The organism is Corynebacterium amycolatum SK46 (assembly GCF_000173655.1).
Classification (GTDB): Bacteria; Actinomycetota; Actinomycetes; order Mycobacteriales; family Mycobacteriaceae; genus Corynebacterium; species Corynebacterium amycolatum_A.
In genome coordinates this window covers 77,332-102,023 of the sequence record NZ_ABZU01000004.1, presented here as the reverse complement: position 1 = coordinate 102,023, position 24,692 = coordinate 77,332, and the positions used below count along the sequence as shown (strand labels likewise).

The following is a 24,692-nucleotide window of genomic DNA, read 5'->3' as shown; positions in this document are numbered from 1 at the left end:
ACTGTGAAAACCAGCCGAAAGCAATCTCAGCAGACCGAAGGTGCAGACCAGGGCACAGCAGAGTCGCGGCGACAGCGTTCAGCGCGCGCCCCGCGACGCGGTTGGCTCATCGGCGGTGGCCTAATCGCGATTATCGCCATCGTTGCAGCGGTGGTGTGGTTTTCGCCGTGGCTGGTTGTGAAAAACATCCATGTTGAAGGCGTCGTCCACGGGGATAAAGACGCGATTGTCGAGGCCAGTGGTATCTCCGAGAATCAAAAGCTCATTCGCTTGGACACGGATGCCTCAGCGCGCTCCGTGGCGGGGCAGCCGTGGGTCGATAGCGTGACCGTCAGTCGTTCGTGGCCGCAGAGCGTGACTATTTCGGTACGGGAATTCACCCCGTTGGTGTTTGTCCGTGCCACTGACGGAGAGCACCTGTTTTCCGCAAATGGTCAGGAGTTCGTCACGGCAGCCCCGCCGCCGGGTGTCATCGAGGTTGTCGATGCACCTCGCGTGGATGAGCCAACAGACGGCAAAGTTGACCCCGAACCGCGCGTTATCAAGGCGGTTTTGAACGTCGTCAAGGCGTTGCCGGAGCCCGTCGCGCACCGTGTGGAGCGGATTAGTGCGCCTTCCGAGGCAGAGATCAAGCTATTTCTGACCGATGGATACGAGGTGTACTTCGGATCCTCGGATAATGCGGCAGAAAAGGCACGCGCGACGGAGATTGTGCTGAACCGTGGCGAGAAGATTTGGGATGTCTCCAACCCCCGACTACCCGCTGCTAAGGGAGAGTAGAGAATGGTGGTGCCTGGAGTGATTTCTGTGGCTAAACGCTATCCCTCAAGTGCAGGTTTAAGGTAGCGACACGCGCTAAAAGGTCGCTGAATTATTTGCAGTTTTCGACCACAATGGGGTCAACAGCTTTTCGGCCATGATGCACTTCTTCCGTGCGGTGTCATGGAGAGCTGTACTGCCCGGCGGTGCTAATGCTGTCGTGCGGCCCATGTGCAACGTGGCTAGATGAAATTATTTAGGACCTATAGGAAAGGGCGAGAAACGCGCAATGACCTCCCCGAATAACTACCTCGCCGTTATCAAAGTCGTCGGTGTCGGCGGCGGTGGCGTCAATGCTGTCAACCGCATGATCGAGGAGGGGCTGAAGGGTGTCGAATTTATCGCAGTCAACACCGACTCGCAGGCCCTGATGTTCTCCGACGCTGATGTCAAGCTTGACATCGGGCGTGAGGCAACTCGTGGTCTGGGAGCTGGCGCTAACCCCGAGGTTGGCCGCACTTCCGCGGAAGACCACAAGGATGAGATTGAAGAGACCCTCAAGGGCGCCGATATGGTCTTCGTCACCGCAGGTGAGGGTGGTGGAACCGGTACCGGTGCAGCTCCGGTTGTCGCGAGCATCGCCAAGAAGTCCGGTGCCCTGACCGTCGGCGTGGTAACCAAGCCGTTCGACTTTGAGGGCAAGCGCCGTGCGCGCCAGGCCGCAGAGGGCATTGAAACCCTCAAGGAGGTCTGTGACACGCTTATCACCATTCCGAACCAGCGTCTGCTGCAGATTGGTGAGCAGGATCTGTCCATGATGGACGCGTTCCGCTTTGCCGACGAGATTCTATACAACGGTGTCCAGGGTATTACTGACCTGATTACCATTCCGGGCATGATTAACGTCGACTTTGCCGACGTCCGCTCGGTGATGGCTGAGGCTGGCTCGGCTCTGATGGGTGTTGGCTCCGCACGCGGCGACGACCGTGTGATGAACGCCGCTACTCAGGCCATTAACTCCCCGCTGCTGGAGTCCACCATGGATGGTGCACAGGGTGTGCTTATTTCCGTCGCCGGTGGCTCCGACCTCGGCCTGATGGAGGTCAACGCCGCCGCGTCCATCGTGGAGGAAAAGGCTGACCCGGATGCCAACATCATCTTCGGTACCATCATCGACGACAACCTCGGTGACGAAGTTCGCGTCACTGTGATTGCTACCGGTTTTGAGCAGGGTAACGGCAACCCGCTGGACAAGCCAGCCGCAGGTGCCGCTGCACGTCCGGCTGCGCAGGATACCGAGGCGCGTCCGGTCGCTGAACAGGCGCCGCGACAGGGCAGCGCACTGCCGGGCGGTGACAACCTCGGCGCTCCGGCTCCGCGTGTAGAGGAAGAACGCCCGGTCGCACAGCCGCGCGAGCGCGAGGACCGTGACCGCTTTGTCCCGCGCACAAGCCCGAACAGCGGTGGTCTGTTCACCGACAACCCGACACCGCGTACGCAGGAAAACCGCAACTACCGGGGTGCTCACCGTGACGATGACCGCGATGATCGTCGTGGCGGCTACCAGGCTTCCAGCGACCTGCCGGAGTGGGGCTTCTAAGAAATCATGACTGAATCCCGCCGCAGCCGAAAAATTCTGACGAATCGGCGCGGCGGGTTTTCGCTGCCACCATATGATTCCTTCAATCTTGGAGATCATGTCGGCGATGACCCGTCCGCAGTCGAACGCAACCGCCAGCGCTTGGCCGATTCCCTGGGAATCGACCGCGCCCGCTTCGTCTATATGGAGCAGCTTCACACCAACACAGTCACTGTCGTTAACGAGCCACAAACCGAGCCTGTCCCGGCTACCGACGCCATCGTCACGACCACGCCGGGTCTCGCGCTGGTAGTGCTCGTTGCCGATTGCGTTCCCGTCTTGCTTTCCGACGATCATGCGGGTGTCGCCGCTGCGGTACACGCGGGGCGGACCGGTGCCCGCAACGGAATCGTTCGTAAATCTGTTGAGAAGATGATTGAGCTCGGTGCCATGCCCGAGAATATCCATGCACTTCTCGGTGCGGCGGCTTCTGGTCACAATTACGAGGTGCCTGAGCCGATGGCCGATGACGTCGATAAGCATTTGCCCGGAGCGAAGACGCGAACGAAACAGGGGACTGCCGGTGTCGACGTGCGTGCCGGCCTGATGCGTCAGCTCTATGACCTCGGTGTGCGGCATGTCAACGTCGAGCCCAGCTGCACTATTGACAATGAGCAGTACTTTTCCTACCGGCGAGAGGGAAAAACTGGCCGTCAGGCGGGCATCGTGATCCTGCCTGAGCAGGACTAAGTTTCAAAGTTGTAATTTTGGCTCGCCAAATTTGCGCGTGTCTATGCGATATTGCTGACCCAGCCGGTAGGTTGTGGGTAGCACAGACTTAAATTCGCACACTAAGAAGGACGTAGCAGAAGATGGCTGATTTCTTCCGTGGGGTTTCAAATTTCTTCGGTCTTACCCCGACTGATGACGCGGCTTATGATGAGCACTACGACGAGTTTGACCGCCGTGACGAGGAGCGTTTTGATGACTCCTATGCCGACTCGCGTCGTGCGGAGCGCCACCGCTACGAGCTGCGCGAAGAGGCTCCACGTGAGGCTGCAAGTGTGAACTCCCGCGAGGAGGACTACCGCTATGGCAAACTGCACTCCGTTGCTGAGACCAAGGAACCAGAGCAGGTCTTCATCAAGCCGGAAAGTGGTTTCCAGGACAAGTACTCCAAGGCTCCGGACATCGGTTCGCACTTCCGCGACGGTGACATCGTCACCTTCGATCTGAGTGAGCTCGACCCATCTGAGGCTAAGCGCTACGTCGACTTCGTTGCTGGACTGGTTTTCGGTCTGCGCGGCCGGATTAAGGCTGACGGCTCCGTGTTTACCCTGTACCCGCACGGCTGCGATGTCAACGAGAGTCAGTTCGACCGGATGTCCGGCTAGTTAGCCGGCGCGCATGGCTTGTTAGTGTTTCGTATCTCGATTAATTAGCTAGACTGTTTATTCGTGTCTTCACTACTGCTAGTTCTGCTAATCCTGCTGAAGCTTTTCACTTATCTGCTGTTGGCTCGCATTGTGATTGAAATGATTCAGTCATTTTCTCGCTCCTGGCGACCAGGTAGGGTGTTTTCGTCGATTGGCGAAGTTATTTTTGTCATCACCGACCCGCCGGTGAAGCTGTTGCGTCGACTCATCCCGCCTATGCCGATGGGCAACGTGATGGTGGACATGTCTGTGCTTGTCTTGTTCTTCATCCTTATGATTCTGCGAATGGTGCTGCAGGTAGCTCTAGGCGCGGTGGCGTAAATTATCGCTAACTGTTTGCTTGGGGTCCACAATGTGGATTTCGGTGGAGCTGTGTTGTTTTGGTTGTCCCGAATGTGATGTTCTCGGGCATTGAATTGCTGCCGGGGGTGTTAACCGGGGGCAATAATAGGAACCCGTTGGGGAATGCAATCCCCAACGGGTTTTTGTTGTGCCGGGGGTAAAGTGCTGTGGCTAAAGGTGCAGGGTAAGGGCGAGGTTTAACGTTTTACTAGAACTTTGCCACTGGGTAGAACGTGGGGGATAGAGTCCTGCCCAAAGTAAATGGGGTGAGGACTGTGACTAGAGCAGGTAGGATTGGCCGGGTAAACAGTACTACTGGAAATAATTCTCTTAAGATTTCTTAAGAACTGTCCGCTCAAAGTGTTAGGGGAACTCACCATGCCGTTGACTCCGGCTGATGTGCATAATGTGGCTTTCAGCAAGCCTCCGATTGGCAAGCGTGGTTACAACGAGGATGAGGTCGATCAGTTCCTCGACCTCGTGGAGGACGCACTGGGTGAGCTCCAGGATGAAAACGCTGAGCTGCGCCAGCGCGTTGAGGACCTTGAAGGGCAGCTTGAGCAGGGTGGCGGCGCAGACTACGCCGCTTCCGGTGCTGCCGCTGCGGCGCCGGCTGTCGATGAGGACAAGCTGCGCAAGGAAATTGAGCAGGAGCTGCGCGCTGAGTACAACGAGCGCCTGAGCGCTCAGCAGCAGGAGATTGAGGCTCACTACCAGGATCGTCTGGATGCTCTTGAGAAGCGTGCTTCTGAGGCAGAGGCTTCTGCGCAGCAGGCTTCCTCCGCATCTGCGGAGCAGCCGCAGGCAGTTGCAGCTAGCACCGGCACTGAGTCGCAGGAAGTTAGCCTCCGCGCTGCTCGTATCCTGCAGGCTGCTCAGGACACCGCTGATCGCGTCACCACTGACGCTGACGCTGAGGCCAACAAGCTTGTCACCGAGGCTCGTGAGAACGCTGACCGCACCGTGGCAGAGGCAAATGAAGAGGCCGAGCGCACTGTCACCAACGCTCGCAATGAGGCAAACGCAACTTTGGCTGATGCCAAGGAGCGCAGTGAGCAGCTGCTGGCTGATGCCCGCAATGAGTCTGAGTCGACCCTCACTGACGCTCGCCAGCGCAGCGAGCAGATGATCAGCGACGCAGACGCTCGCTCCAACGCCACCATCACCGCAGCGCAGCAGAAGGCAACCGCGCTGCAGGAGGATGCAGAGCGCAAGCACCACGAGATTATGACCACCGTCAAGGAGCAGCAGACCGCTCTGGAGGGCCGCATCGAGGAGCTGCACATCTTCGAGCGCGAGTACCGCACCCGCCTGAAGACCTTCCTGGAGTCCCAGCTGGACGACCTGAACTCTCGCGAGTCGGCTGCCCCGGCCGACGGCTACAACAACTAATTACGTAGCCAGCACGTAGAAAAACACCACGCTCGGCTCCCCAGGGAGGGGAGGCAGAGCGCGGTGGTTTTTGTTATCTTTCCCTGCGAACCAATCGCATTCTTTGTTCCGGTTAAGGTTGTAGTAGTTGCCTGCGAGACTGCTATACTGACTGCAATACGCGCAATGAGCCGGCCATCACCGGGGAGCGTTTCGGAAGAACAGTCCAGCAATAGATGGACCCAGTAGAACCGAACGGTTTGGCACCGTTATAAAGCCTTATTAAATAAGCGGGCTATCGCGTGAAACCGCATGGTTCTTGGTCGCAAGAACCGTCGTAAAGCGTGATGCCAAGCGGGGTGGTACCGCGCGAGACTCCTTTTCAGCGTCACCAGTAACAACGCTGAAGGGGCTAGGCACGCGTCCCCGTGGTGAGTATTAATGATGTTCGACCACGGAAGTGACGTAAAAACGGTGTCTAATTCGAACGATGTAAATGCCTCTGCTGAGGCCACTCCGGCAGGTGGCGCGTATCCGCGCACTGCTGACTTTGGTAAGTACACCTCGAGCCCGAAGTTCCCGGAGCTGGAGGAGAAGGTCCTGGACTACTGGGGTAAGGACAACACTTTCCAGGCATCTATTGATCAGCGTGATGGTGCTGACGAATACGTCTTTTATGATGGCCCGCCGTTCGCCAACGGTCTACCGCACTACGGTCACCTGCTGACCGGTTACGTCAAGGACATCGTTCCGCGTTACAAGACCATGCGTGGCTACCAGGTTGGTCGCGTCTTTGGCTGGGACTGCCATGGTCTGCCGGCTGAGCTGGAGGCAGAGAAGCAGCTCGGTATTAAGGACAAGGGCCAGATCGAGGAAATGGGTCTGGCTAACTTCAACAAGTACTGCGCAGAGTCGGTGCTGCGGTACGCGGGCGAGTGGAAGGAGTATGTCACTCGTCAAGCGCGCTGGGTTGATTTCGACGGCGGCTACAAGACCATGGACATGAGTTACATGGAGTCCGTGATCTGGGCCTTCAAGGAGCTCTACAAGAAGGGCCTGGTCTACCAGGGTTTCCGTGTGCTGCCGTACTCTTGGGCAGAGCACACCCCGTTGTCTAACCAGGAGACCCGCCTGGATGACTCCTACAAGATGCGCCAGGACCCGACCCTGACCGTCACCTTCCCGTTCACCGGCGCCAAGTCCGGCTCCGCCGCGGAGAAGACCCTGGCGGACAACCCGGTGCTCGCTGACACCTCGGCTATTGCCTGGACCACCACGCCATGGACGCTTCCGTCCAACCTCGGCCTGGCCGTGAACCCGAAGGTCACCTACGCAGTGGTCAAGGTCGGCGAGGACTCGTCGGTGCCGGAGTTTGCGGGCCAGAGCTTCCTGCTGGCAGAGGCTCTGATTGGTGCCTACGCCAAGGAGTTGGGCAAAGAGCACGAGGTCGTCGCTACCTTCGCCGGTGCTGAACTGGAGGGGCTGACTTACCAGCCGATCTTCGACTACTTCGCAGATCACCCGAACGCTTTCCAGATTCTGGTGGCCGACTATGTCACCACCGAGGACGGTACTGGTGTGGTCCACCAGGCACCGGCATTCGGTGAAGACGATATGAACACCTGTAATGAATACGGTATTGATGTCATCATTCCGGTGGACATGGACGGTAAGTTCACGTCGCAGGTGCCGGAGTACCAGGGCAAGTTGGTCTTCGACGCCAACAAGGACATCATCCGTGACCTGAAGGCCGCTGGCCGCGTCGTCCAGCACCGCACCATCGAGCACTCCTACCCGCATTCCTGGCGTTCGGGCGAGCCGCTGATCTACATGGCACTGCCGAGCTGGTTTGTGTCCGTTACCAAGATCCGCGAGCGCATGGTGGAGCTCAACCACAACGAGATTGAGTGGATGCCGGAGCACGTCCGCGACGGTCAGTTCGGCAAGTGGCTCGAGGGCGCACGCGACTGGAACATCTCCCGTACCCGCTACTGGGGTTCGCCTATTCCAGTGTGGGTTTCCGACAACGACGAGTACCCGCGTGTCGACGTCTACGGTTCCCTCGACGAACTGGAGGCGGACTTCGGCGTTCGCCCGACCACCCTGCACCGCCCGGAGATTGACGAGCTGGTGCGCCCGAACCCGGATGACCCGACCGGTAAGTCCATGATGCGCCGCGTCCCGGATGTCCTGGATGTCTGGTTCGACTCCGGTTCGATGCCGTTTGCGCAGTTCCACTACCCGTTCGAGAACAAGGAGTGGTTCGAGTCCCACGCACCGGCCGACTTCATTGTGGAGTACATCGGTCAGTCCCGCGGCTGGTTCTACCTGCTTCACGTCCTGTCGGTTGCACTGTTCGACCGCCCGGCGTTCAAGAAGGTCGTCGCCCACGGCATCGTGCTGGGCGATGACGGCAACAAGATGAGTAAGTCCAAGCGCAACTACCCGGACGTCAACGAGGTCTTCGACCGCGACGGCTCCGACGCCATGCGCTGGTTCCTCATGTCCAGCCCAATCCTGCGCGGCGGCAACCTGATCGTCACCGAGCAGGGTATTCGCGAGGGCGTGCGCCAGGCGCTGCTGCCGATGTGGAACGCATACTCGTTCCTGCAGCTCTACGCCTCCAAGCCGGCCGAGTGGTCGGTGGACTCCGACAACATCCTGGACAAGTACATCCTGGCCAAGCTTGCAGCAACTGTCCGTGCTGTCACTGAGTGCCTGGACAACACTGACATTGCTGCTGCCACCGATGAGGTCCGTCAGTTCTGTGACGCACTGACCAACTGGTACGTGCGCCGCTCCCGCGACCGCTTCTGGGCCGGCGATGTCAAGCACCCAGAGGCGTTCAACACCCTGTACACGGTGCTGGAGGTTCTCACCCGCGTGGCTGCTCCGCTGCTGCCGATGGCCACCGAGGTCATCTGGCGCTCGCTCACTGGCGGCCGCTCGGTGCACCTGGAGGATTGGCCGGACGTCGACAAGCTGCCGACCGATGACGAGCTCGTCGAGTCCATGGACATTGTCCGCAATGTCTGCTCGGCAACATCGCGCATCCGCAAGGCAAACCAGCTGCGTAACCGCTTGCCGCTGAAGAAGCTGACCCTGGCATTCCCGGATGCCGAGCGTCTGCGTGAGTACGCCGACATTGTCTCCTCTGAGGTCAACGTCGACGAGGTGGATTTCACTTCCGACGTGGACTCGGTGGGGCGTTTCGAGGTCTCCGTCAACGCTCGCGTGGCCGGTCCGCGCCTGGGTAAGGACGTCCAGAGGGTAATCAAGGCTGTGAAGTCTGGCAACTACGAGGTTGTCGACGGCGCGGTTGTCGCCGATGGCATTCCGTTGCAGGAGGGCGAGTACACCCGCAACCTGGTCGCGATCTCGCCGGATTCCACCGCTGAGGTCGACGGTGTCAATGGTCTGGTCGTGCTCGACACTGAGCTCGACGAGGACCTGGAGTCCCGTGGCTGGGCCGCTGACCGCATCCGCGGTCTGCAGGATGCCCGCAAGAACGCTGGTCTCGAGGTTACCGATCGTATCGCGGTGAAGCTGCAGGTTCCGGCCGAGCGTGAGGAGTGGGCTAACCGCCATGCTGACCTCATCGCCCGCGAGGTCCTCGCAACCGCTTTTGAGGTTGTCGTTGGTGGAGAATCCCTGAGCTACGACGTGGCGGACGGCTGCTCGGCGGATATTGCCAAGCAGTAGGGGAGAGCAATCTCAATGCCGACTTCCGGGCGGTGGGTCCTGCACATCGACATGGACGCGTTCTTCGCGTCCGTCGAGCAGCTCACTCGCCCGACTCTGCGCGGGCGACCAGTTCTCGTCGGCGGACTGGGCGGTCGAGGTGTCGTCGCCGGTGCTTCCTATGAGGCCCGCGCATACGGCGCGCATTCGGCCATGCCGATGGCCCGAGCGCGTCGGCTCATGCCGCCGACCGCTGTGACGGTCAGCGCGCGCAAGGGTATCTATGGGCCGGTGTCGCGCCGCGTGTTCTCTGTGGTTCGCGAGCGCGTGCCCGTAGTCGAGCAGCTTAGCGTCGACGAGGCCTTCATGGAACCCGAAGAGCTGCAGGGTGCCTCTATGGAGCAGGTTATAACCTGGGCGGAGCAACTGCGGACAGATATACGGCGGGAGACCGGTTTGGCCTCGTCGATAGGCGCGGGTGCGGGCAAGCAGTACGCGAAAATTGCGTCCGGCCTGGCGAAACCCGACGGCGTGTACGTGCTGGATCCCGCACGCAATCACGAGCTGCTGCACCCGCTGCCGGTGGAGAAGCTCTGGGGCATTGGCCCCGTCACGGCCGCGAAGCTACACACGATGGGTGTGGAGACGATTGGCGATTTCGCCTCCATGTCGCGACGCGATGTTGAGGTTTCGCTGACGTCCAAGACCGGTGTGATGCTGTGGCAGCTGGCGCAGGGGAGAGATGACCGGCCGGTCAAGGAGCGCGATGTCGCTAAGTCCGTGTCGGCGGAGTACACCTATCCCGAAGATCTGGATTCGCACGCACAGCTCCACGCCGCTGTCGATCGCGCAGGTGAGTCAGCTTTTCGACGGCTCAAAAAAGATGGCCGTGGTGCGCGCACCATCACCTGCAAGGTACGTCTGTCCGATCTGAGCATTCACACTCGCTCCGAGACGCTGGCGTACGCCACACAGGATTTCGATACCCTCATGGCCGTTGCGCACCGCATCGCTTTTACACCGGCTGAGGTCGGTCCGGTGCGACTAGTCGGCGTCGGTTTCTCCGGGCTGGATTCTCATCTACAAGAAGTCTTGTTCCCGGAGCTCGACCGCACCGTCACCGTCGAAGATCGAGTACCAGCACCTGCGCTTTCCGACGCTCCCGCCGGCCTGGTCGAGCTATCTGGAACCGGCGCGTTGCCGACCGTTCGGCTTTCCGACTCCAAGTGGGCACCTACCTCTGATGTGCACCACAGCGAGCATGGCCATGGTTGGGTACAGGGGTCGGGTCACGGGATTGTGACCGTCCGCTTTGAAAGCCGCACCAGCGGCCCCGGGCGCATGATCACGCTGAAGGAGGACGACCCGGAGCTGCGCCCGTGCTCTGCGGTGTGCAGTTTGGACTGGCCGGAGTGGCTGGCATCCGACGAAGCAGCAGCTCTCGACTTGCCGCAACCTGAGCGGGAAAGCGAAGACGATCTCGGCCCCGACGCGGATGCTTGATGTGGCTGACTGCCTCAGTGCCGTTCGCGGCTCTCTGTTTATGCGCTGTCCGTAAACTGGGGCACTATGACTACCGAATCCCGCATTGCAGAGCTCGAGGCAGCTCGCCGAGCCTCATTGCGCAACACCGATCGAGATCCGAATCCGTCGACCACACTTCCCGACGACGGTCTGGATAACCGCCAGCGCATGTTGAACGGTCAGTGGTATATCGCGGACCATCCGGAATCACAGGCTCTGAACGCGCGAATTGGCCAGGTGGCCGCTGAATTTGAAGTAGCCTTTCGCAAAGATCAACAGGCGGCACAGCGGGTGCTGGCACCCGCATTGGGGTCTTTCGGCAAGAACAGCACAGTGCGCCCGCCGGTCTACCTGGACTACGGTGACAACGTTCACATCGGAGACAACGTATTCATTAACTTCGGCCTCACCGCTCTTGACGTGGTGAAGGTGACCATTTGCGACCATGCGCAGCTCGGCCCCAACGTTCAGCTACTTCCACCGGTGCACCCACTGGGAGCTGAGGCCCGCGCCGCTTATCTAGAGTCTGGAGATGAAATCATCATCGGACGCAATGCCTGGATCGGTGGCGGAGCCATCATCCTGGGCGGTGTTCACGTCGGCGATAATTCTGTAGTCGCCGCGGGTGCCGTGGTGACTAAGGACGTTCCCGCGGGCGTAGTCGTGGCTGGAAACCCGGCGAAAATTATCCGCCTCATCGAGGCGTGAATTAGAACAACGTCTGCGGATGCACATTCGCAGCCAGCGCGGCGGCGAGAATGATGCGCGCCTGCGGTGCATGCACGCAACCAGCGCTAATCACACCGTGCCGAGCCAGCGTCGCACCGCCACCGGCACCGCCGTAGGCCGCGTGGACATCACCGCGCGGGACGCGCGTTGCCATCACGACGGTCACATCAGCGGAAATGGCCCGGTCAATGGCAGCGGCAAACTCATCGGAGACATTGCCCGACCCCAGGCCTTCTACGACAATGCCGCGTGCACCGGCGGCGACTGCCGAATCCAGAAGTGATCCATCTGCACCCAAGTAGGCGGGGATAATCTCTACCTTCGAGCCCGCCAAAGCCGCCAGCGGCAGCGGATCTGGACGAACCGGCTCCTCCGGGGCGTTAGTGGCAAAAGCCAAAGGATCGGTTGTGTGCCACTTCGTCGCACCTCGTACCGGCAAGACTGCGTGGCCAAAGACAATAAGAACGCCAATTCCCTGCGCAGAGGCATCGGAAGCAATGGTCACGGCCTCAAAGAGGTTCCCCGGCCCATCGGTTTCCGGATGATCGTAGGGAAGCTGTGCACCAGTAAAGACAACCGGACGCGAGTCAGCATGGAAAATATCGGCAGCCATGGCCGTTTCCTCCATCGTGTCCGTGCCATGAGTTACGACGACACCGTCCACGGAGTCGTCGTCAAGCACTTCGTGAATAGCAGCGAGAATACGGTCAACATCGGTGAACGCGAGATTCGACGAGTCCAACATGCCGAGTTCACGAACCTCCAGCTCTAACATGCCCTCTGGATAACGCTGCGAGACCGCTGCGACGAGCTCCGTGCCCGAGATGGTCGGGGTTAGCGCACCGCTGCGATCCGTGGTGCAGGCGATGGTGCCGCCGGTGGTGATGACAACGATTCGGCGAGGGGAGGCTGTGCTAGACGAGGTCGAGCTAGCCGGGGAATGATCCTGAGTCGACATGTCCACCATCATACCCAGGCGATGATTTGGCCTTGTGTAGGATTATGGAAGGCGTGAAGCCAGCGAATCTTCATGCAGATTTTATTGGAGTAGTGCACATATGAAAGTCCCCTGCAACCAGCGCGTTAGCGGAATGCGTTGGCGCACAACGCGTGGTGTGACAGTAGCGGCGATGGTCTCGGTCAGCGCACTTGGGCTCGCTGCCTGCGGTGGTGGCAATACTGCAGCGCCGACGACTGAATCGAAGACATCCAGCTCGGCGGAACCCGTCATCATGCTGCCGACGCGCGCAGAGCTTAACGACGTCCTCGCACGCCTTATCAACCCGGATTTACCTATCGAGGAAAAGGCGCTGACCATCGAGGACGGCGATACTGCCGGCGATTTCTTCGACATTGTTACCCATAGTGTCAATGAGCAGGAAATCAGCTTTGATGTCATTGATCCGGTCACGCCCGGCTTCACGACGAAGCAGGCCGTAGCCGGCGTCAATATCCTCCGCCCGGAGGAAGATCCGATGCTCGTGGATCAGGTGGACTTCATCTACAGGGATGGCCGTTGGATGCTGAGCAAGGAATGGGCCTGCAACCTGGCATCGACGCTTGATCCGGAGCACAAACCTGGGTTCTGCCTCGCGCCGGGCGAAACCCCTCCGCCGCCACCTGAGCCGGAGGAAGAAGCCCCAGTTGAGGAGGCTCCGGTCGAGGAGGCCCCAGCACCGGTCGAGGAGCCAGCACCGGCTCCGGCGCCTGAACCGCCCGCTGAGGAAGTTCCGCCTCCTGCACCTGAACCGCCGGCTGAGGAGGTCCCGCCACCACCGGCTCCGGCACCGGCTCCGGCACCGGCGGAGGACGCGCCTCCACCGCCTCCACCGGCTTAGGTGCCGTCGGGCCAGGCATCACAGCCTAGTCTGGTCGGGGGCGACTGGCCACACAAAAGAAAGTGTCTAGGCTTATGGCAGTTCCACCCATTTTTGGGCAGAAAAGTGTCCTAAACCAAGACACTTTCTGGTCTTCTAACCTTGCGCTGGCCAGAGCTATTTCTTCTGGGCTCTGGGCTACTTCTTCGACCCGCTGCCGTCCTTAAATTCGAGCCCGCGGTGCGTCTGCTGAGTGATGCGCACATCAGAGTTGCCGTCGCCGTAGGTCACGGAGGTCACAAAGTCGATGTTGCCCTTCATCGGAAGGGGCTTGGTCAGGTCGATGGTGACGCGGTCGGCAAGCATGTCGGTCGTGGCCTCGACAACCTTCAGTGCACCCTCGCCGCCAGTGTCCAACTCCGTGACGGTCGGCACCTGCTTGACATCGACCTTCAAATTAACAACGTCGCCCGCACGGCTGAGCAGGGTATAGGTCACCTTCTGCGTCATCTTGGTCTGGCCTTCGACCTCGCTTTCGACCGTCCAGGTCGCATCCTTTCCGATGTCCTCGGAAGGGAAGACGATAGGTACGGAATGCAGCTGCTGCAGCGCCATCTCCACACCAGCGCGAGCAGTGTCGGTCGCTTTCTCCGGCGCTCCCAGCTTGAGTTCCTTGACCTCACCTGTGGCCGTTGTTGACGAATCAGAGATAAAGCCCTGTGCGGTCGCGATATCCTCATTCAGCTCATCGTTGGAGCCGTGGGGTTTACCCACCTCTGACGTCACCACACGAGTATCGTTATCGCTGGTAACAGTGCTGGTCATGGGAATTTCCAGGCGGGTGTCCGGGAAAGTCTGGTCGTTATCGGCGTTTCCGCCACGCTGCGCGAAGCCCTGCGTCACCGCCACGGTCGACTCTTGCTCCGCGCCGTCGTCCTTCCAGCGCACGCTCGCCAGCTCGCCGCTACCAGCACTGGTCAATTCGACCTTGGGTTGTGCAACGTCCACGGGCTGCGTTTCCACCGAGCTTTCCGACGTGCACGCGGCCAGTGACACCACAGTGGTAGCGGCAACAACAGCGGTGCCGACCCTCGCCAGCAGGCCACGCTTGGTGTGACCAGGCTGGTCCCTACGGCTAGGTCGACGGAACCACGGGGAGGAGGTGTCTCCTGCACGTCGTAAAGCGGAGAAGGCCGGAACAAACTGAGATTGGAAACGTCGAGTCACACCGGTTAGCGTACCGGTTTCGTGGTGAATAGGAACCACCCGGGCGGTGTCAGTTGGCTGAATATGGGTTTGTTAGGCCATTATGGGACAGTGACTAAGAAGGAAACGAGGACATATTTCCCGCGGCGGGGGATTCTCGCTGCGGTCATTGTGTCAGTTGCGATTATCGATCAGCTGACCAAGATTATCGCTTTGAAGACTCTCGATGGCCGTCCTGCGGTGCAGGTGATTGGCGATCTCTTCGAGTTGCGGCTCGTTTTTAACCCCGGTGCAGCCTTTTCCTTTGGCACGAACGCCACCTGGGTTTTTACCACGTTGCAGCTGGTATACATCCTGGCTGTGATGTGCTTTTCCCATTGGCTGCGCAGTCCCATATCCGCGACTGCGGCGGGGCTTATTGCTGGTGGTGCGCTGGGCAACCTCATCGATAGGCTGTTTCGGGAACCCGGTTTCTACGTCGGCCACGTTGTCGATTTCCTGTCGGTGAAGGGTTTTGCCGTGTTTAATATCGCGGACTCCGCGATTACTGTGGGCGTTATTATCCTCGTTATCTGGATGGTTTTTTCCAAGGAGCCGGATCTCTTCGCTGATCAGATTGCAGCAGAGAAGAAATCTGCCCAGAAGGATCAGAAGCAGTCGGCGGAGGGAGGACAGCAGTGAACGACAATGCAGTAAATGGTGGTGCAGCACTCGGGGGAGCGCACCAGCCCGACCGAGAAACCCGGCAGATGCCCGTTCCACCGGGCTTGGCCGGTATGCGGGTAGACGCCGGTGTGGCTAAGTTGCTGGGACTCTCGCGCACAGCGGTGGCTGACCTGGCAGCAGCTGGGGACATCACAGTCGATGGCGTGAGCGTGGGCAAGTCCGACCGACTGGAAGAAAACGCTTTCCTCTCTGTGTTGTTGCCGCCGGTGGAAAAGCCACTGGTTCCCAAAGAGGAACTCGTCGAGGGCATGGACGTGCTCTACCACGACTCCGATCTGGTGGCTGTTCACAAGCCAGTCGGTGTGGCCGCACATCCGTCGGTCGGTTGGGAAGGTCCAACGGTTATCGGCGGACTGGCGGCTGCTGGTTTCCGCATTTCCACCTCCGGTCCGCCCGAGCGAAAAGGCATCGTGCATCGCCTGGATGTTGGCACCTCTGGCGTGATGGTTGTCGCCTGCTCCGAGCGGGGCTACTCCGTGCTCAAGCGGGCGTTTAAAAACCGCGAGGTGTCGAAAACCTACCACGCTCTGGTTCAGGGGCATCCGGATCCGCTGTCGGGGACAATTGATGCGCCGATTGGCCGTCATCCTTCGGCGGGTTGGCGCTTTGCCGTCCGCCAGGATGGCAAGCATGCTGTGACGCACTACGAAACGCTTGAGGCCTTCGCCCCAGCAACGCTGCTGAAGGTGAATTTAGAGACTGGGCGCACGCACCAGATTCGCGTGCACTTCTCTGCGCTGAATCACCCATGCTGTGGCGATCCCATGTACGGTTCCGATCCGGCATTGGCCAAGCGGCTGGGGCTCAACCGCCAGTGGCTTCACGCGGTCTCGCTTGGTTTCCACCATCCGGCAGATGGTCGCTGGATGGAAATCGAATGTCCATACCCAGATGATTTGAACCATGCATTGGAAGTTTTGAGGCAGGGCGCATGACGCAGACCCCATCGGGATCCAAGAACCCACCACGCCGTGAAACTCGTGCGAAAAGCACTGGTGACGGCAGTATTTCGCCTGCGATGGCACTGATCTCTGGTTTCTGTGTTGTCGTGTTAGTGATTGTTTTAGCAGTCGCTTCGACCTCCGATCGGGTAAGCAAGCCGCAGAATCTCAACGGCGATGCGCTCGGCCCGGATCCGTGGGAAGCAACCGAGCAGTACGTAGAGCGTGCCGACGAGTCCCTCGAGAATATGAAGAAAGAGGACTACCGGCTAAAGACAGGCCAGCCAGTCGTGGAGGACCCGAAGTTCTGGGCGATGGTGACTTTTGATCGGCTGCTCGATGCGCAAGAAGCGGCACAGGTCTATGAAAAAGAGCCCTCTCTGCGAGTATCGACGGCAATCATCGGCGGTGTGAGCACCCGGTATTTGCCGCAGCCGAGTAGAACAGCGAGCGAAGAAAAGCTGCTGCAAGATCAACTGGAGCTAGCGGCTGCCTACGCAGATGTCGCGATTGACGACGAACGGCTCGGCTTCAACGGTTTACTGGTCTATGGTGACGCTGAATCGTTGATGGATGTCAAGAAAATGCCCGATGTGAAAGCAGTCGAGGCGCTGCCATCAGATGCGGCGCGTGGCCGTTTTGGTATTCGCCCGGTGCTGAGTTCCGGTTTCACGGATAAAGATCCGCTCTTTGCGCCAGGGCTGAGCCAGAACTAATAGAAGCCAGAACTAAGTGCCCAAATCCAAACGACTAGGATGAAGCGCCTAGAACTCTGCCGACAGTACGCAGTCAGTTTCAACGAGAACGAGAAGGAGTAAGTCAACAGTGATTCAGGCATTCGGTGCGTACCTTTTGTGGGCGCTGTTTCCGCTCTATTTCCCCTTGCTGGAACCAGCAGGGGCCGTGGAGATTTTGGCGCACCGATTCGTCTGGACCCTTGTCTTTATGGTCATTGCCCTCAGCTTCATGCGCGCATGGCCAGAGCTGAAGGCCGCGAGTGCCAAGACCTGGGGCACTATTTTTATTGCTGCACTGTTGATCTCCGTCAACTGGGGTGTGTACGTCTACCTGGTCAACAATGGGCAGGTGGCGGAGGCTGCGCTCGGCTACTTCATTAACCCGCTGGTCAGCGTTTTGTTGGCGATGATTTTCTTCCGTGAAAGCATCTCGTGGTTGCAGCTCGGCAGCGTCATTCTGGCTACCATCGCGGTCATTGTTCTGACTATCGGTGTGGGACATCCGCCGTTGGGTGCGCTGGCGTTGGCGTTCAGTTTCGGTTTTTACGGGCTAATGAAGAAGCGGGTTTCGCTTTCCTCCGCAGCTTCGCTGACGGCCGAGTCCGCCGTGATCACACCGATTGCGCTGGCCTACATCCTCTGGTTGACCTACAACGGGCAGAGCACCTTTACCTCCGAAGGAACTGGTCACACGCTGCTCATGATGAGCGCCGGTGTTGCTACCGCCATTCCGTTGCTGCTCTTCGGCGAAGGTGCCAAACGCCTGCCGTTGGCCACCTTGGGCCTGATGCAGTACCTCACTCCAGTTCTCCAAATCACTTTGGCAGTCACCGTGCTCGGCGAGGAGCTCGAACCGGAGCGCTGGATCGGATTCTTCATCATCTGGGGTGCCGTCGCGCTGTTTATCTGCGACCTCATCCTGAAGATGCGCCGACAGCGTCGGGTGCGCCGGGAACTCCGCAAGGCCGGTGTTGAACCGACCGCGGGTTCCGACGATGCCGCCGACCAGACGGATGGGGCGGTTACCCGGGACGTCGTAAAGCCTTCGGAAAATTAGCAGAAAAGGTCGCGCAGGTGCTCGTTCAGGAAGATTCCCTGCGGGTCGACCTTTTCCCGTAGTGCCTGGACCTCGCCGAACAGTGGATAGCGTTCTGTGAAATCCTCCGCGCCGAGCGTGTGCAATTTGCCCCAGTGCGGGCGACCTTCGTGGGCCTTGAAAATCGGCTCGATGAGATTGAAGTATTCTCGGTAATTTTCCTTCCAGTAGCGGTGGATGGCGATGTAGGCACTGTCGCGACCGTACGCAGTGGACAGGGCCACATCATCGGCTTTCGCGGAGCGCACCTCGATGGGGAAGGAGACTTTCATCCTCTTGCGGGCAATTGCGTCGCGGATTTCTCCGAGGACATCGGAAGCGGCCTCGAGCGGGACGGAGTACTCCATCTCGGAAAAACGAACTCGGCGCGGCGAGACAAAGACCTTGTGCGCCTCGTTGGAGTAGCGGCGCTCAGGCACGGTGTTGGTGGCAATCCGGTTGATGGTGTCGGTCGTAGCGGGAATGGCCTTGGCAATCTCGCAGCACGCCAAGAGTCCCATATTGTTGACGACTTCGTCGTTAAGATACGTGCGCGCGCTGCCCAGGCGCTGCTTCAGGCTATTGCGGCTCGGGCGGCGGTGGCGCTGCGGTTCAATCCGAGTATTGTGCTTGACCAGCGTCTCGCGCTGTCCCGGGAACCAGAAAAACTCTAGGTGGTCAGCTTCTTTGCAGCGCTCGGCGAAACTCTTACGCAGGGAATCAAACTCTTCGCGGTGCTCGTCGGCGTGCAGATCAAACGCCGGCACGACGGACATCGTGACCTCCGTAAGCACGCCGAAGACACCCAGCCCCAGCCGTCCGAGGCGGTAGAGCTCGCCGTTGATTCCCTCAGCGTCCGGATGGCAGTGCCTGACGACGCCATCCGCGGTGACAATCTTGAATCCCTTCACGGTGCCTGCGAAGCCGGTGAACCCAAGCCCGGTACCGTGCGTGCCAGTAGAGATAGCGCCGGCCAGCGACTGCGGATCGACATCGCCCTGGTTGGGAAGTGCCCAACCGAGCGGGCGCAGAATACCTGGAGTGTCGCGCAGGCGAGTGCCAGCACGCAGCGTGGCGGTCTGGTTGGCGGCGTCGAGTTCGACGAGGCCGGAGCAGCGGTCGAGTTGAATGCGGTGCCCATCGGTGGTGGCCACGGACGTAAAGGAATGACCGGCCCCCAGCGGACGCACCGTAGTTCCTTCGGTCTTCGCCGCTTTAATTACCGAGATGACGCCCTCATCATCGTGTGGCTGATGAGTGTAGGACGGGGTGCACGATTGCGTGTGAGCCCAATTGTTCCAATGAGAGTTGGCGATGGCCTTCGCCTGCGCACGCCGACGTACGCGTGGTACGCGGGACTCAACTGTAGAGACTGTGAAGCGGGCGTTGTTGCGTGAATTGCTCATGTGAAGATCAATCCCTTTCCTCGGTACGTGGGCCAGTGGGCGACGATGGCGCCATCTCGAACTGCAATGACTTCTTGTGTGTGCTCGGCTGTTTCGCCGGCCTTGGCGTGACGGAACCACACGGGATCTCCCAGCGAAATTGCGTCGGCGGTTTTGCCGAGCAGCGGAGTCTGCACCTCACCGGGGCCTTCCTCTGCCGCGTAGCGCAGGCCAGTGGGGTACCAGGGGGTTGGCAGCCGGTCAGCCCCCGCCGTACCAGAGGCAATTCGACCACCGCCGGACACCGTGACCACGCCCTTCTTAGGGCGTCGCGTCGCCGGCAATACAAACCAGGACGCCGGGCGCAGATTAAATGCGCGATAGTTATCGAAGAGGGTTGGAGCCAGGAATCCCGACCCCGCCGCTGCCTCGGTTACTGCGGCTTCGGCGCACGTCGACTCCAATGACCCCGTGCCACCACCGTTGACAAACTCCAGCGGCCCCGCCACTTTCTCGACTGCAGCGACGACCTTCGCGCGGCGCTTCGCCAACTCCTTCTTTGAAACGGCCTGCATCGCCCGAATTGCTCGCGCACGCGGGGAGTTTCCGGCATCGCCTACTCCGGCTATGTGCCCCTCATACATCATGATTCCCGCCAGCTGCAGTTCCCGACGGGCAAGGATCTGCTTGGCAAACGCCGCTGCCTGCTTCGGCGAGAACAGGCTGGAGCGCAGCGTACCGATATGCACGCCGGGCAGGGGGCGAAAGGATGCGTCGACGTCCATACACACGCGGATTGGCGCATTTTCGCTTGCCGACGACGCCAGCGCCTCTAGATGCTCGGGACGGTCAACCATCACGCAGATGGCGGCACGCGCTGCATCATCGTCGGCAAGCTCTGAGATAGCGCGGGCGTCAAGTGTTGGGTAGGCGACGACGATGTCGTCGCTAATGCCTTCTCGGAATAGGTACAGCGCCTCTGCCAGCGAATATGCCAGCACGCCCTGGAAACCGGGGAAGGCCAGGACGTGCGAAATTAGTTGTGGAATGCGAATTGATTTCGAGGCAACGCGGATAGGCATCCCGTTTGCACGGCGGAGCATATCGCGGGCATTGGCTTCGACCGCCGCGAGGTCGACGACGACGGCAGGAAGGGAAGTGCAGTTAAGCAGCGTGTCGGTCGCCAATGGTGGGCGGGCTGGCTGGGGCGCCTGCGGCGGCAGCGCCTCAGGCAGGTGAGACATCGATGTCGGAGCCGGGCGGGATGTGCCCGAGGACTCCGGGGCAGAAGCTCGAGAAAGTTTCATGCCCTAAAACGTAATCATTGAAAACCTGTACTGTCTTTGATTTTGAAAAGAAAGTCAGAATTTTCCAGGTCTGCGCTTTTCTAGACCAGCCAGCTGTAGCGGGCGGCATCCATGTTGGAGGTGATGACATCGCCATCGACGAGGTAGCCGGCGGCAACAGGGCGGCGGTCGATAGTTGCGAGAACCTCGTCAAGCTCGGGCTTAGGGAAGTAGGTGAAGTGGCCATCGGAAAGTGGTGCGAACACTGTATTGCTCCTTTGGTTCTTTGCTTGAGGGCAGTGCGTTTCTCTATGGCCGCAAGGAAATATGAGGACTTCCTCACGAACCGTGGTGTCAAGTATTGCCAATTGCTTTTGGTAAGTAAAGGAAAAGTAAGAGTGATGTTGCACACGTCTTTAGCTATAACTGTGCAGGCATAAGGGGCTGCTTCATTTTGGGTGTTCGAAGGAATCTTGTTCAGTCCGGGGGATTGTCTACAATCTGGACTCATGGCTAACTCCTCCTTCGTGCACCTCCACAATCACACCGAGTACTCCATGCTCGACGGTATGGCGAAGATCGATTTGCTTGCCGACGAGGTTGCGCGTCAGGGGATGCCCGCGGTCGGTGTTACTGACCACGGCAATATGTTTGGCTCGAATGCGTTTTATCGGCAAATGAAGTCCAAGGGCATCAAGCCGATCATCGGCATTGAGGCCTATATGGCGCCGGAGAGCCGTTTTAATAAAAAGCGCATTCAGTGGGGTGAACCGCATCAGCGTCGAGATGACGTCTCGGGTCGCGGTTCCTACTTGCATCAGACCATGTTGGCTGCGAATGCGCAGGGTCTGCGGAACCTGTTCTACCTGTCGTCGATGGCATCGTATGAGGGGCAAATTAGTAAGTACCCGCGTATGGATGCCGAGTTGGTGGCGGAACGCGCCGAGGGCATTATCGCAACCACTGGGTGCCCGTCGGGTGATGTGCAGACGCGTTTGCGCCTGGGGCAGTTCGACGAGGCTCTGCAGGCCGCCGGTATGTGGCAGGACATCTACGGCAAGGAAAACTACTTCCTCGAGCTGATGGATCACGGGCTGGATATTGAGACCCGTGTGCGAAGTGAGCTACTGGAGATTGGCCGGAAGCTGAACCTGCCGCCGCTGGTTACGAATGACTGCCACTATGTCACCCGTGACCAGGCTAAGGCTCACGAGGCCATGCTCTGCGTGCAGACGGGTAAGACGCTCAATGATCCGGACCGTTTTAAATTCGACGGTGATGGCTACTTTATTAAGTCCGCCGAAGAAATGCGTGCGACCTGGGATCATCTAGTTCCGGGTGCCTGCGATAACACGCTGCTCATCGCGGAGCGCGTTGAGGACTACGACGAGCTGTGGGAAGAACATCCGCACGACCGCATGCCGAAGGCGGACGTTCCGGAAGGAGAGACGCCGACGACATGGCTGCATCACAACGTGATGGAGGGGCTGCGCAAGCGCTTTGAGGGCCGCGAGGTACCGGAGGAGTACATCCGGCGCGCGGAGTACGAAATTGAGGTTATTGACGGTAAGGGCTACCCGTCGTACTTCCTTATCGTGGCGGAGCTGATTCGGCATGCCCGTGAGGTAGGGATCAAGGTCGGTCCGGGGCGTGGTTCCGCTGCCGGTTCTCTGGTTGCATACGCGACGTGGATCACCAATATTGATCCAATCGAGCATGGTCTTCTCTTCGAGCGATTCCTGAACCCAGAGCGTCCGTCCGCGCCGGATATCGATATCGACTTCGACGACCGCCGCCGCGATGAAATGATTCGCTACGCGGCAGATCGCTGGGGCGAAGACAAGGTGGCGCAGGTGGTCACCTTCGGTACGGTGAAGACCAAGCAGGCTCTGAAAGACTCGGCGCGTGTGCAGTTCGGTCAGCCGGGTTATCAGATTGCAGACCGTATCACCAAGGCGCTGCCACCTGCGATTATGGCCAAGGATATTCCGCTGGGAGGTATTGTCGACCCGGAGCATCCACGCTACGGTGAAGCCGCCGAGGTTCGACAGCTCATCGAGACCGACCCGGATGTGGCGCGAATCTACGAGACGGCTCGTGGTCTCGAGGGCGTCGTTAGGCAGACTGGTGTGCACGCCTGTGCCGTGGTGATGGCGTCGGTGCCGCTCATGGATCACATTCCGATGTGGAAGCGACAGGCTGACGGCGCGATCATCACTGGCTGGGACTATCCGGCGTGTGAGGCTATCGGTCTGTTGAAGATGGACTTCCTGGGTCTTCGAAACCTGACGGTTATCGGTGACTGTATTGAGCACATCAAGTCCAACCGAGGAGAGACAGTTCTGCTCGATGACCTTCAGACCGATGATCCGAAGGTCTATGAGCTGCTGTCGCGCGGTGACACCCTCGGTGTGTTCCAGCTCGATGGTGGCGGAATGCGTGAGCTGCTCAAACGCATGCAACCAACGGGCTTCGACGACATCGTGGCATCGCTGGCGCTGTACCGTCCGGGACCGATGGGTGTGAACGCGCACTTTGACTACGCGGATATTAAGAATGGTCGCAAGCCTTATAACGCCATCCATGCGGAACTGGATGAGCAGTTGAAGGAAATCCTGGAAGAAACACACGGCCTGATCGTGTACCAGGAGCAGATCATGAAGATCTCGCAAAAGCTGGCTAACTACACTGCAGGTCAAGCAGATGGTTTCCGTAAAGCCATGGGTAAGAAGAAACCCGAGGTGCTGGCTAAGGAGTTCGTGAACTTCGAAGGCGGCATGCTGGAAAACGGCTACTCCAAGGACGCTGTCCAGAAGCTGTGGGATATTATTCTGCCCTTCGCCTCGTACGCGTTTAACAAGTCTCACGCGGCGGGCTACGGCCTGGTGTCCTACTGGACCGCGTATCTGAAGGCCAACTACACCGCTGAGTACATGGCGGCGCTGCTCACCTCGGTGGCGGATGATAAGAACAAGCTGGCTATTTATCTGTCGGACTGTCGCCACCTTGGCATTAAGGTGCTGCCGCCGGATGTCAATGAGTCGGGTATGGACTTCGAGCCGGTCGGTGAGGATATTCGCTTCGGTCTCGGCGCTATCCGTAACGTCGGCCATGATGTGGTCGCGTCGATTGTGAAGACGCGTGAGGAGAAGGGCAAGTTCACGTCCTTCTCGGACTATTTGGACAAGATTGAGACGCTGCCGTGTAACAAGCGCATCACTGAGTCGCTGATTAAGGCCGGCGCTTTCGACTCGCTGGGGCACCCACGAAAGGGCCTTGCGCTCATTCATGAAGAAGCCATTGACTCGGTGCTGTCGACCAAGAAGGCTGCAGATAAGGGACAGTTCGACCTGTTTGCCGGCTTCGGTGGAGATGAGGACACTGGTTCGGAGAGCATTTTTGAAATCCGTGTCCCGGATGAGAAGTGGGATCGCAAGCACGAGCTGACCCTGGAACGAGAAATGCTGGGGCTCTATGTCTCCGGCCATCCGCTCGATGGATTCGAGGAATCGCTGGCCGCGCAGACCGATACCGCTTTGACCACGGTCGTCGGTGGGGAAGTCGCTAACAACACCGAAATCACTATTGGTGGCATTGTCTCCAGCGTTGACCGCCGCGTGAATAAGAACGGTCAGCCCTGGGCGATTATCGGTATTGAGGACCACAACGGCGCGCGCGTGGAAGTTATGGCTTTTGCGAGAACCTACGCAATGATTGCCACCAGCATTGCTGAAGACGCCATCGTGCTTATTCGTGCTCGCGTTCAGTACCGCGATGACCGCATGAGTGTGGTCTGTGATGACCTGAAGCTGCCGGATCTTGGCCGCAATGGTTCCACTTCGGCGCCGCTGCGTCTGACCATGCGCACTGATCAGTGCACTCCGGAGATGATTGCCAAGCTGAAGTCAGTACTGCTGGACAACCCTGGCGACTCCGACGTCTATCTCAAGCTTGTCGACGGCGATTCTCACACCACTTTGGTTCTCGGCGAGCACTTGCGGGTCGACCGGGACGCCAGCTTGATTGGCGATCTGAAGGCGACGATTGGGGCCAGTATTCTGGGGTAGCTTATCGTGGCCCTGATTGTCGCAACCGGTT

20 protein-coding genes are annotated in these 24,692 nt (G+C 59.2%); 15 read left to right on the top strand and 5 right to left on the bottom strand.

Annotated features, from left to right (window positions below):
- The first annotated feature begins 3 nt into the window (after positions 1 to 3).
- From CORAM0001_RS04420 to CORAM0001_RS04380, 9 genes are all read left to right on the top strand, one after another.
- Positions 4 to 780, top strand: a complete 777-nt coding sequence (locus CORAM0001_RS04420; protein WP_005510310.1) for a cell division protein FtsQ/DivIB — start codon at positions 4 to 6, stop codon at positions 778 to 780.
- A 268-nt stretch (positions 781 to 1,048) separates the two neighbouring features.
- Complete coding sequence (gene ftsZ / locus CORAM0001_RS04415; protein ID WP_005510355.1) at positions 1,049 to 2,359, top strand: cell division protein FtsZ; 1,311 nt, start codon at positions 1,049 to 1,051, stop codon at positions 2,357 to 2,359.
- 6 nt (positions 2,360 to 2,365) lie between these two features.
- Positions 2,366 to 3,088: a peptidoglycan editing factor PgeF gene (gene pgeF, locus CORAM0001_RS04410; RefSeq protein WP_005510334.1), complete on the top strand. Its 723-nt coding sequence runs from the start codon at positions 2,366 to 2,368 to the stop codon at positions 3,086 to 3,088.
- A 122-nt stretch (positions 3,089 to 3,210) separates the two neighbouring features.
- Complete coding sequence (gene sepF, locus CORAM0001_RS04405) at positions 3,211 to 3,732, top strand: cell division protein SepF (RefSeq protein ID WP_005510351.1); 522 nt, start codon at positions 3,211 to 3,213, stop codon at positions 3,730 to 3,732.
- Positions 3,733 to 3,795: 63 nt separating this feature from the next.
- A complete protein-coding gene (locus CORAM0001_RS04400; RefSeq protein ID WP_005510341.1) occupies positions 3,796 to 4,095 on the top strand; it encodes a YggT family protein in 300 nt (99 codons plus the stop codon).
- 399 nt (positions 4,096 to 4,494) lie between these two features.
- On the top strand, positions 4,495 to 5,508 hold the full coding sequence (locus CORAM0001_RS04395; protein WP_005510342.1) for a DivIVA domain-containing protein: 1,014 nt from the start codon (positions 4,495 to 4,497) through the stop codon (positions 5,506 to 5,508).
- Positions 5,509 to 5,928: 420 nt separating this feature from the next.
- Positions 5,929 to 9,189: an isoleucine--tRNA ligase gene (ileS, locus tag CORAM0001_RS04390; RefSeq protein WP_040361169.1), complete on the top strand. Its 3,261-nt coding sequence runs from the start codon at positions 5,929 to 5,931 to the stop codon at positions 9,187 to 9,189.
- Positions 9,190 to 9,204: 15 nt separating this feature from the next.
- A complete protein-coding gene (locus CORAM0001_RS04385) occupies positions 9,205 to 10,671 on the top strand; it encodes a DNA polymerase IV (RefSeq protein WP_005510332.1) in 1,467 nt (488 codons plus the stop codon).
- A gap of 66 nt (positions 10,672 to 10,737) precedes the next feature.
- Positions 10,738 to 11,400: a sugar O-acetyltransferase gene (locus CORAM0001_RS04380; RefSeq protein ID WP_005510278.1), complete on the top strand. Its 663-nt coding sequence runs from the start codon at positions 10,738 to 10,740 to the stop codon at positions 11,398 to 11,400.
- 1 nt (position 11,401) lies between these two features.
- Here CORAM0001_RS04380 and CORAM0001_RS04375 read toward each other — a convergent pair whose 3' ends face one another.
- Entirely contained in the window at positions 11,402 to 12,388 is a 987-nt protein-coding gene (locus CORAM0001_RS04375) for an asparaginase (RefSeq protein WP_005510298.1), read from the bottom strand.
- A 124-nt stretch (positions 12,389 to 12,512) separates the two neighbouring features.
- Between CORAM0001_RS04375 and CORAM0001_RS04370 the strand changes: the two genes are divergently transcribed.
- The gene (locus tag CORAM0001_RS04370; protein ID WP_244261991.1) at positions 12,513 to 13,259 is read left to right on the top strand and encodes a WKL family lipoprotein; all 747 of its coding nucleotides are present in this window, start codon (positions 12,513 to 12,515) and stop codon (positions 13,257 to 13,259) included.
- Positions 13,260 to 13,436: 177 nt separating this feature from the next.
- Here the strand turns inward: CORAM0001_RS04370 and CORAM0001_RS04365 are convergent, their stop codons facing one another.
- A complete protein-coding gene (locus CORAM0001_RS04365; protein WP_244261990.1) occupies positions 13,437 to 14,465 on the bottom strand; it encodes a hypothetical protein in 1,029 nt (342 codons plus the stop codon).
- A gap of 90 nt (positions 14,466 to 14,555) precedes the next feature.
- On the opposite strand from CORAM0001_RS04365, the gene lspA reads away from it, so the two are divergent.
- From lspA to rarD, 4 genes are all read left to right on the top strand, one after another.
- On the top strand, positions 14,556 to 15,125 hold the full coding sequence (gene lspA, locus CORAM0001_RS04360) for a signal peptidase II (RefSeq protein ID WP_005510314.1): 570 nt from the start codon (positions 14,556 to 14,558) through the stop codon (positions 15,123 to 15,125).
- Positions 15,126 to 15,193: 68 nt separating this feature from the next.
- Entirely contained in the window at positions 15,194 to 16,105 is a 912-nt protein-coding gene (locus CORAM0001_RS04355; protein WP_040361184.1) for an RluA family pseudouridine synthase, read from the top strand.
- Positions 16,102 to 16,827, top strand: a complete 726-nt coding sequence (locus CORAM0001_RS04350) for a hypothetical protein (RefSeq protein ID WP_005510357.1) — start codon at positions 16,102 to 16,104, stop codon at positions 16,825 to 16,827. Before CORAM0001_RS04355 ends, CORAM0001_RS04350 begins: the two co-directional genes overlap by 4 nt.
- A gap of 109 nt (positions 16,828 to 16,936) precedes the next feature.
- Positions 16,937 to 17,905 carry an EamA family transporter RarD gene (gene rarD / locus CORAM0001_RS04345; RefSeq protein ID WP_005510416.1) on the top strand — a complete coding sequence of 323 codons (969 nt, stop codon included), beginning with the start codon at positions 16,937 to 16,939 and terminating at the stop codon, positions 17,903 to 17,905.
- Here the strand turns inward: rarD and CORAM0001_RS04340 are convergent.
- From CORAM0001_RS04340 to CORAM0001_RS11325, 3 genes are all read right to left on the bottom strand, one after another.
- Positions 17,902 to 19,329 carry a D-arabinono-1,4-lactone oxidase gene (locus tag CORAM0001_RS04340; RefSeq protein WP_005510379.1) on the bottom strand — a complete coding sequence of 476 codons (1,428 nt, stop codon included), beginning with the start codon at positions 19,327 to 19,329 and terminating at the stop codon, positions 17,902 to 17,904. The genes rarD and CORAM0001_RS04340 overlap by 4 nt on opposite strands.
- Positions 19,326 to 20,615, bottom strand: coding sequence for an alanine racemase (locus tag CORAM0001_RS04335; protein ID WP_005510413.1), 1,290 nt, complete (start codon positions 20,613 to 20,615; stop codon positions 19,326 to 19,328). Before CORAM0001_RS04335 ends, CORAM0001_RS04340 begins: the two co-directional genes overlap by 4 nt.
- An 80-nt stretch (positions 20,616 to 20,695) precedes the next feature.
- Positions 20,696 to 20,860 (bottom strand): hypothetical protein, encoded by a 165-nt coding sequence (locus CORAM0001_RS11325; protein ID WP_005510327.1) that lies wholly within the window; start codon positions 20,858 to 20,860, stop codon positions 20,696 to 20,698.
- Positions 20,861 to 21,103: 243 nt separating this feature from the next.
- Here CORAM0001_RS11325 and dnaE point away from each other — a divergent pair, with 243 nt between their 5' ends.
- A complete protein-coding gene (dnaE, locus tag CORAM0001_RS04330) occupies positions 21,104 to 24,661 on the top strand; it encodes a DNA polymerase III subunit alpha (RefSeq protein ID WP_005510340.1) in 3,558 nt (1,185 codons plus the stop codon).
- Positions 24,662 to 24,692: the final 31 nt, after the last annotated feature.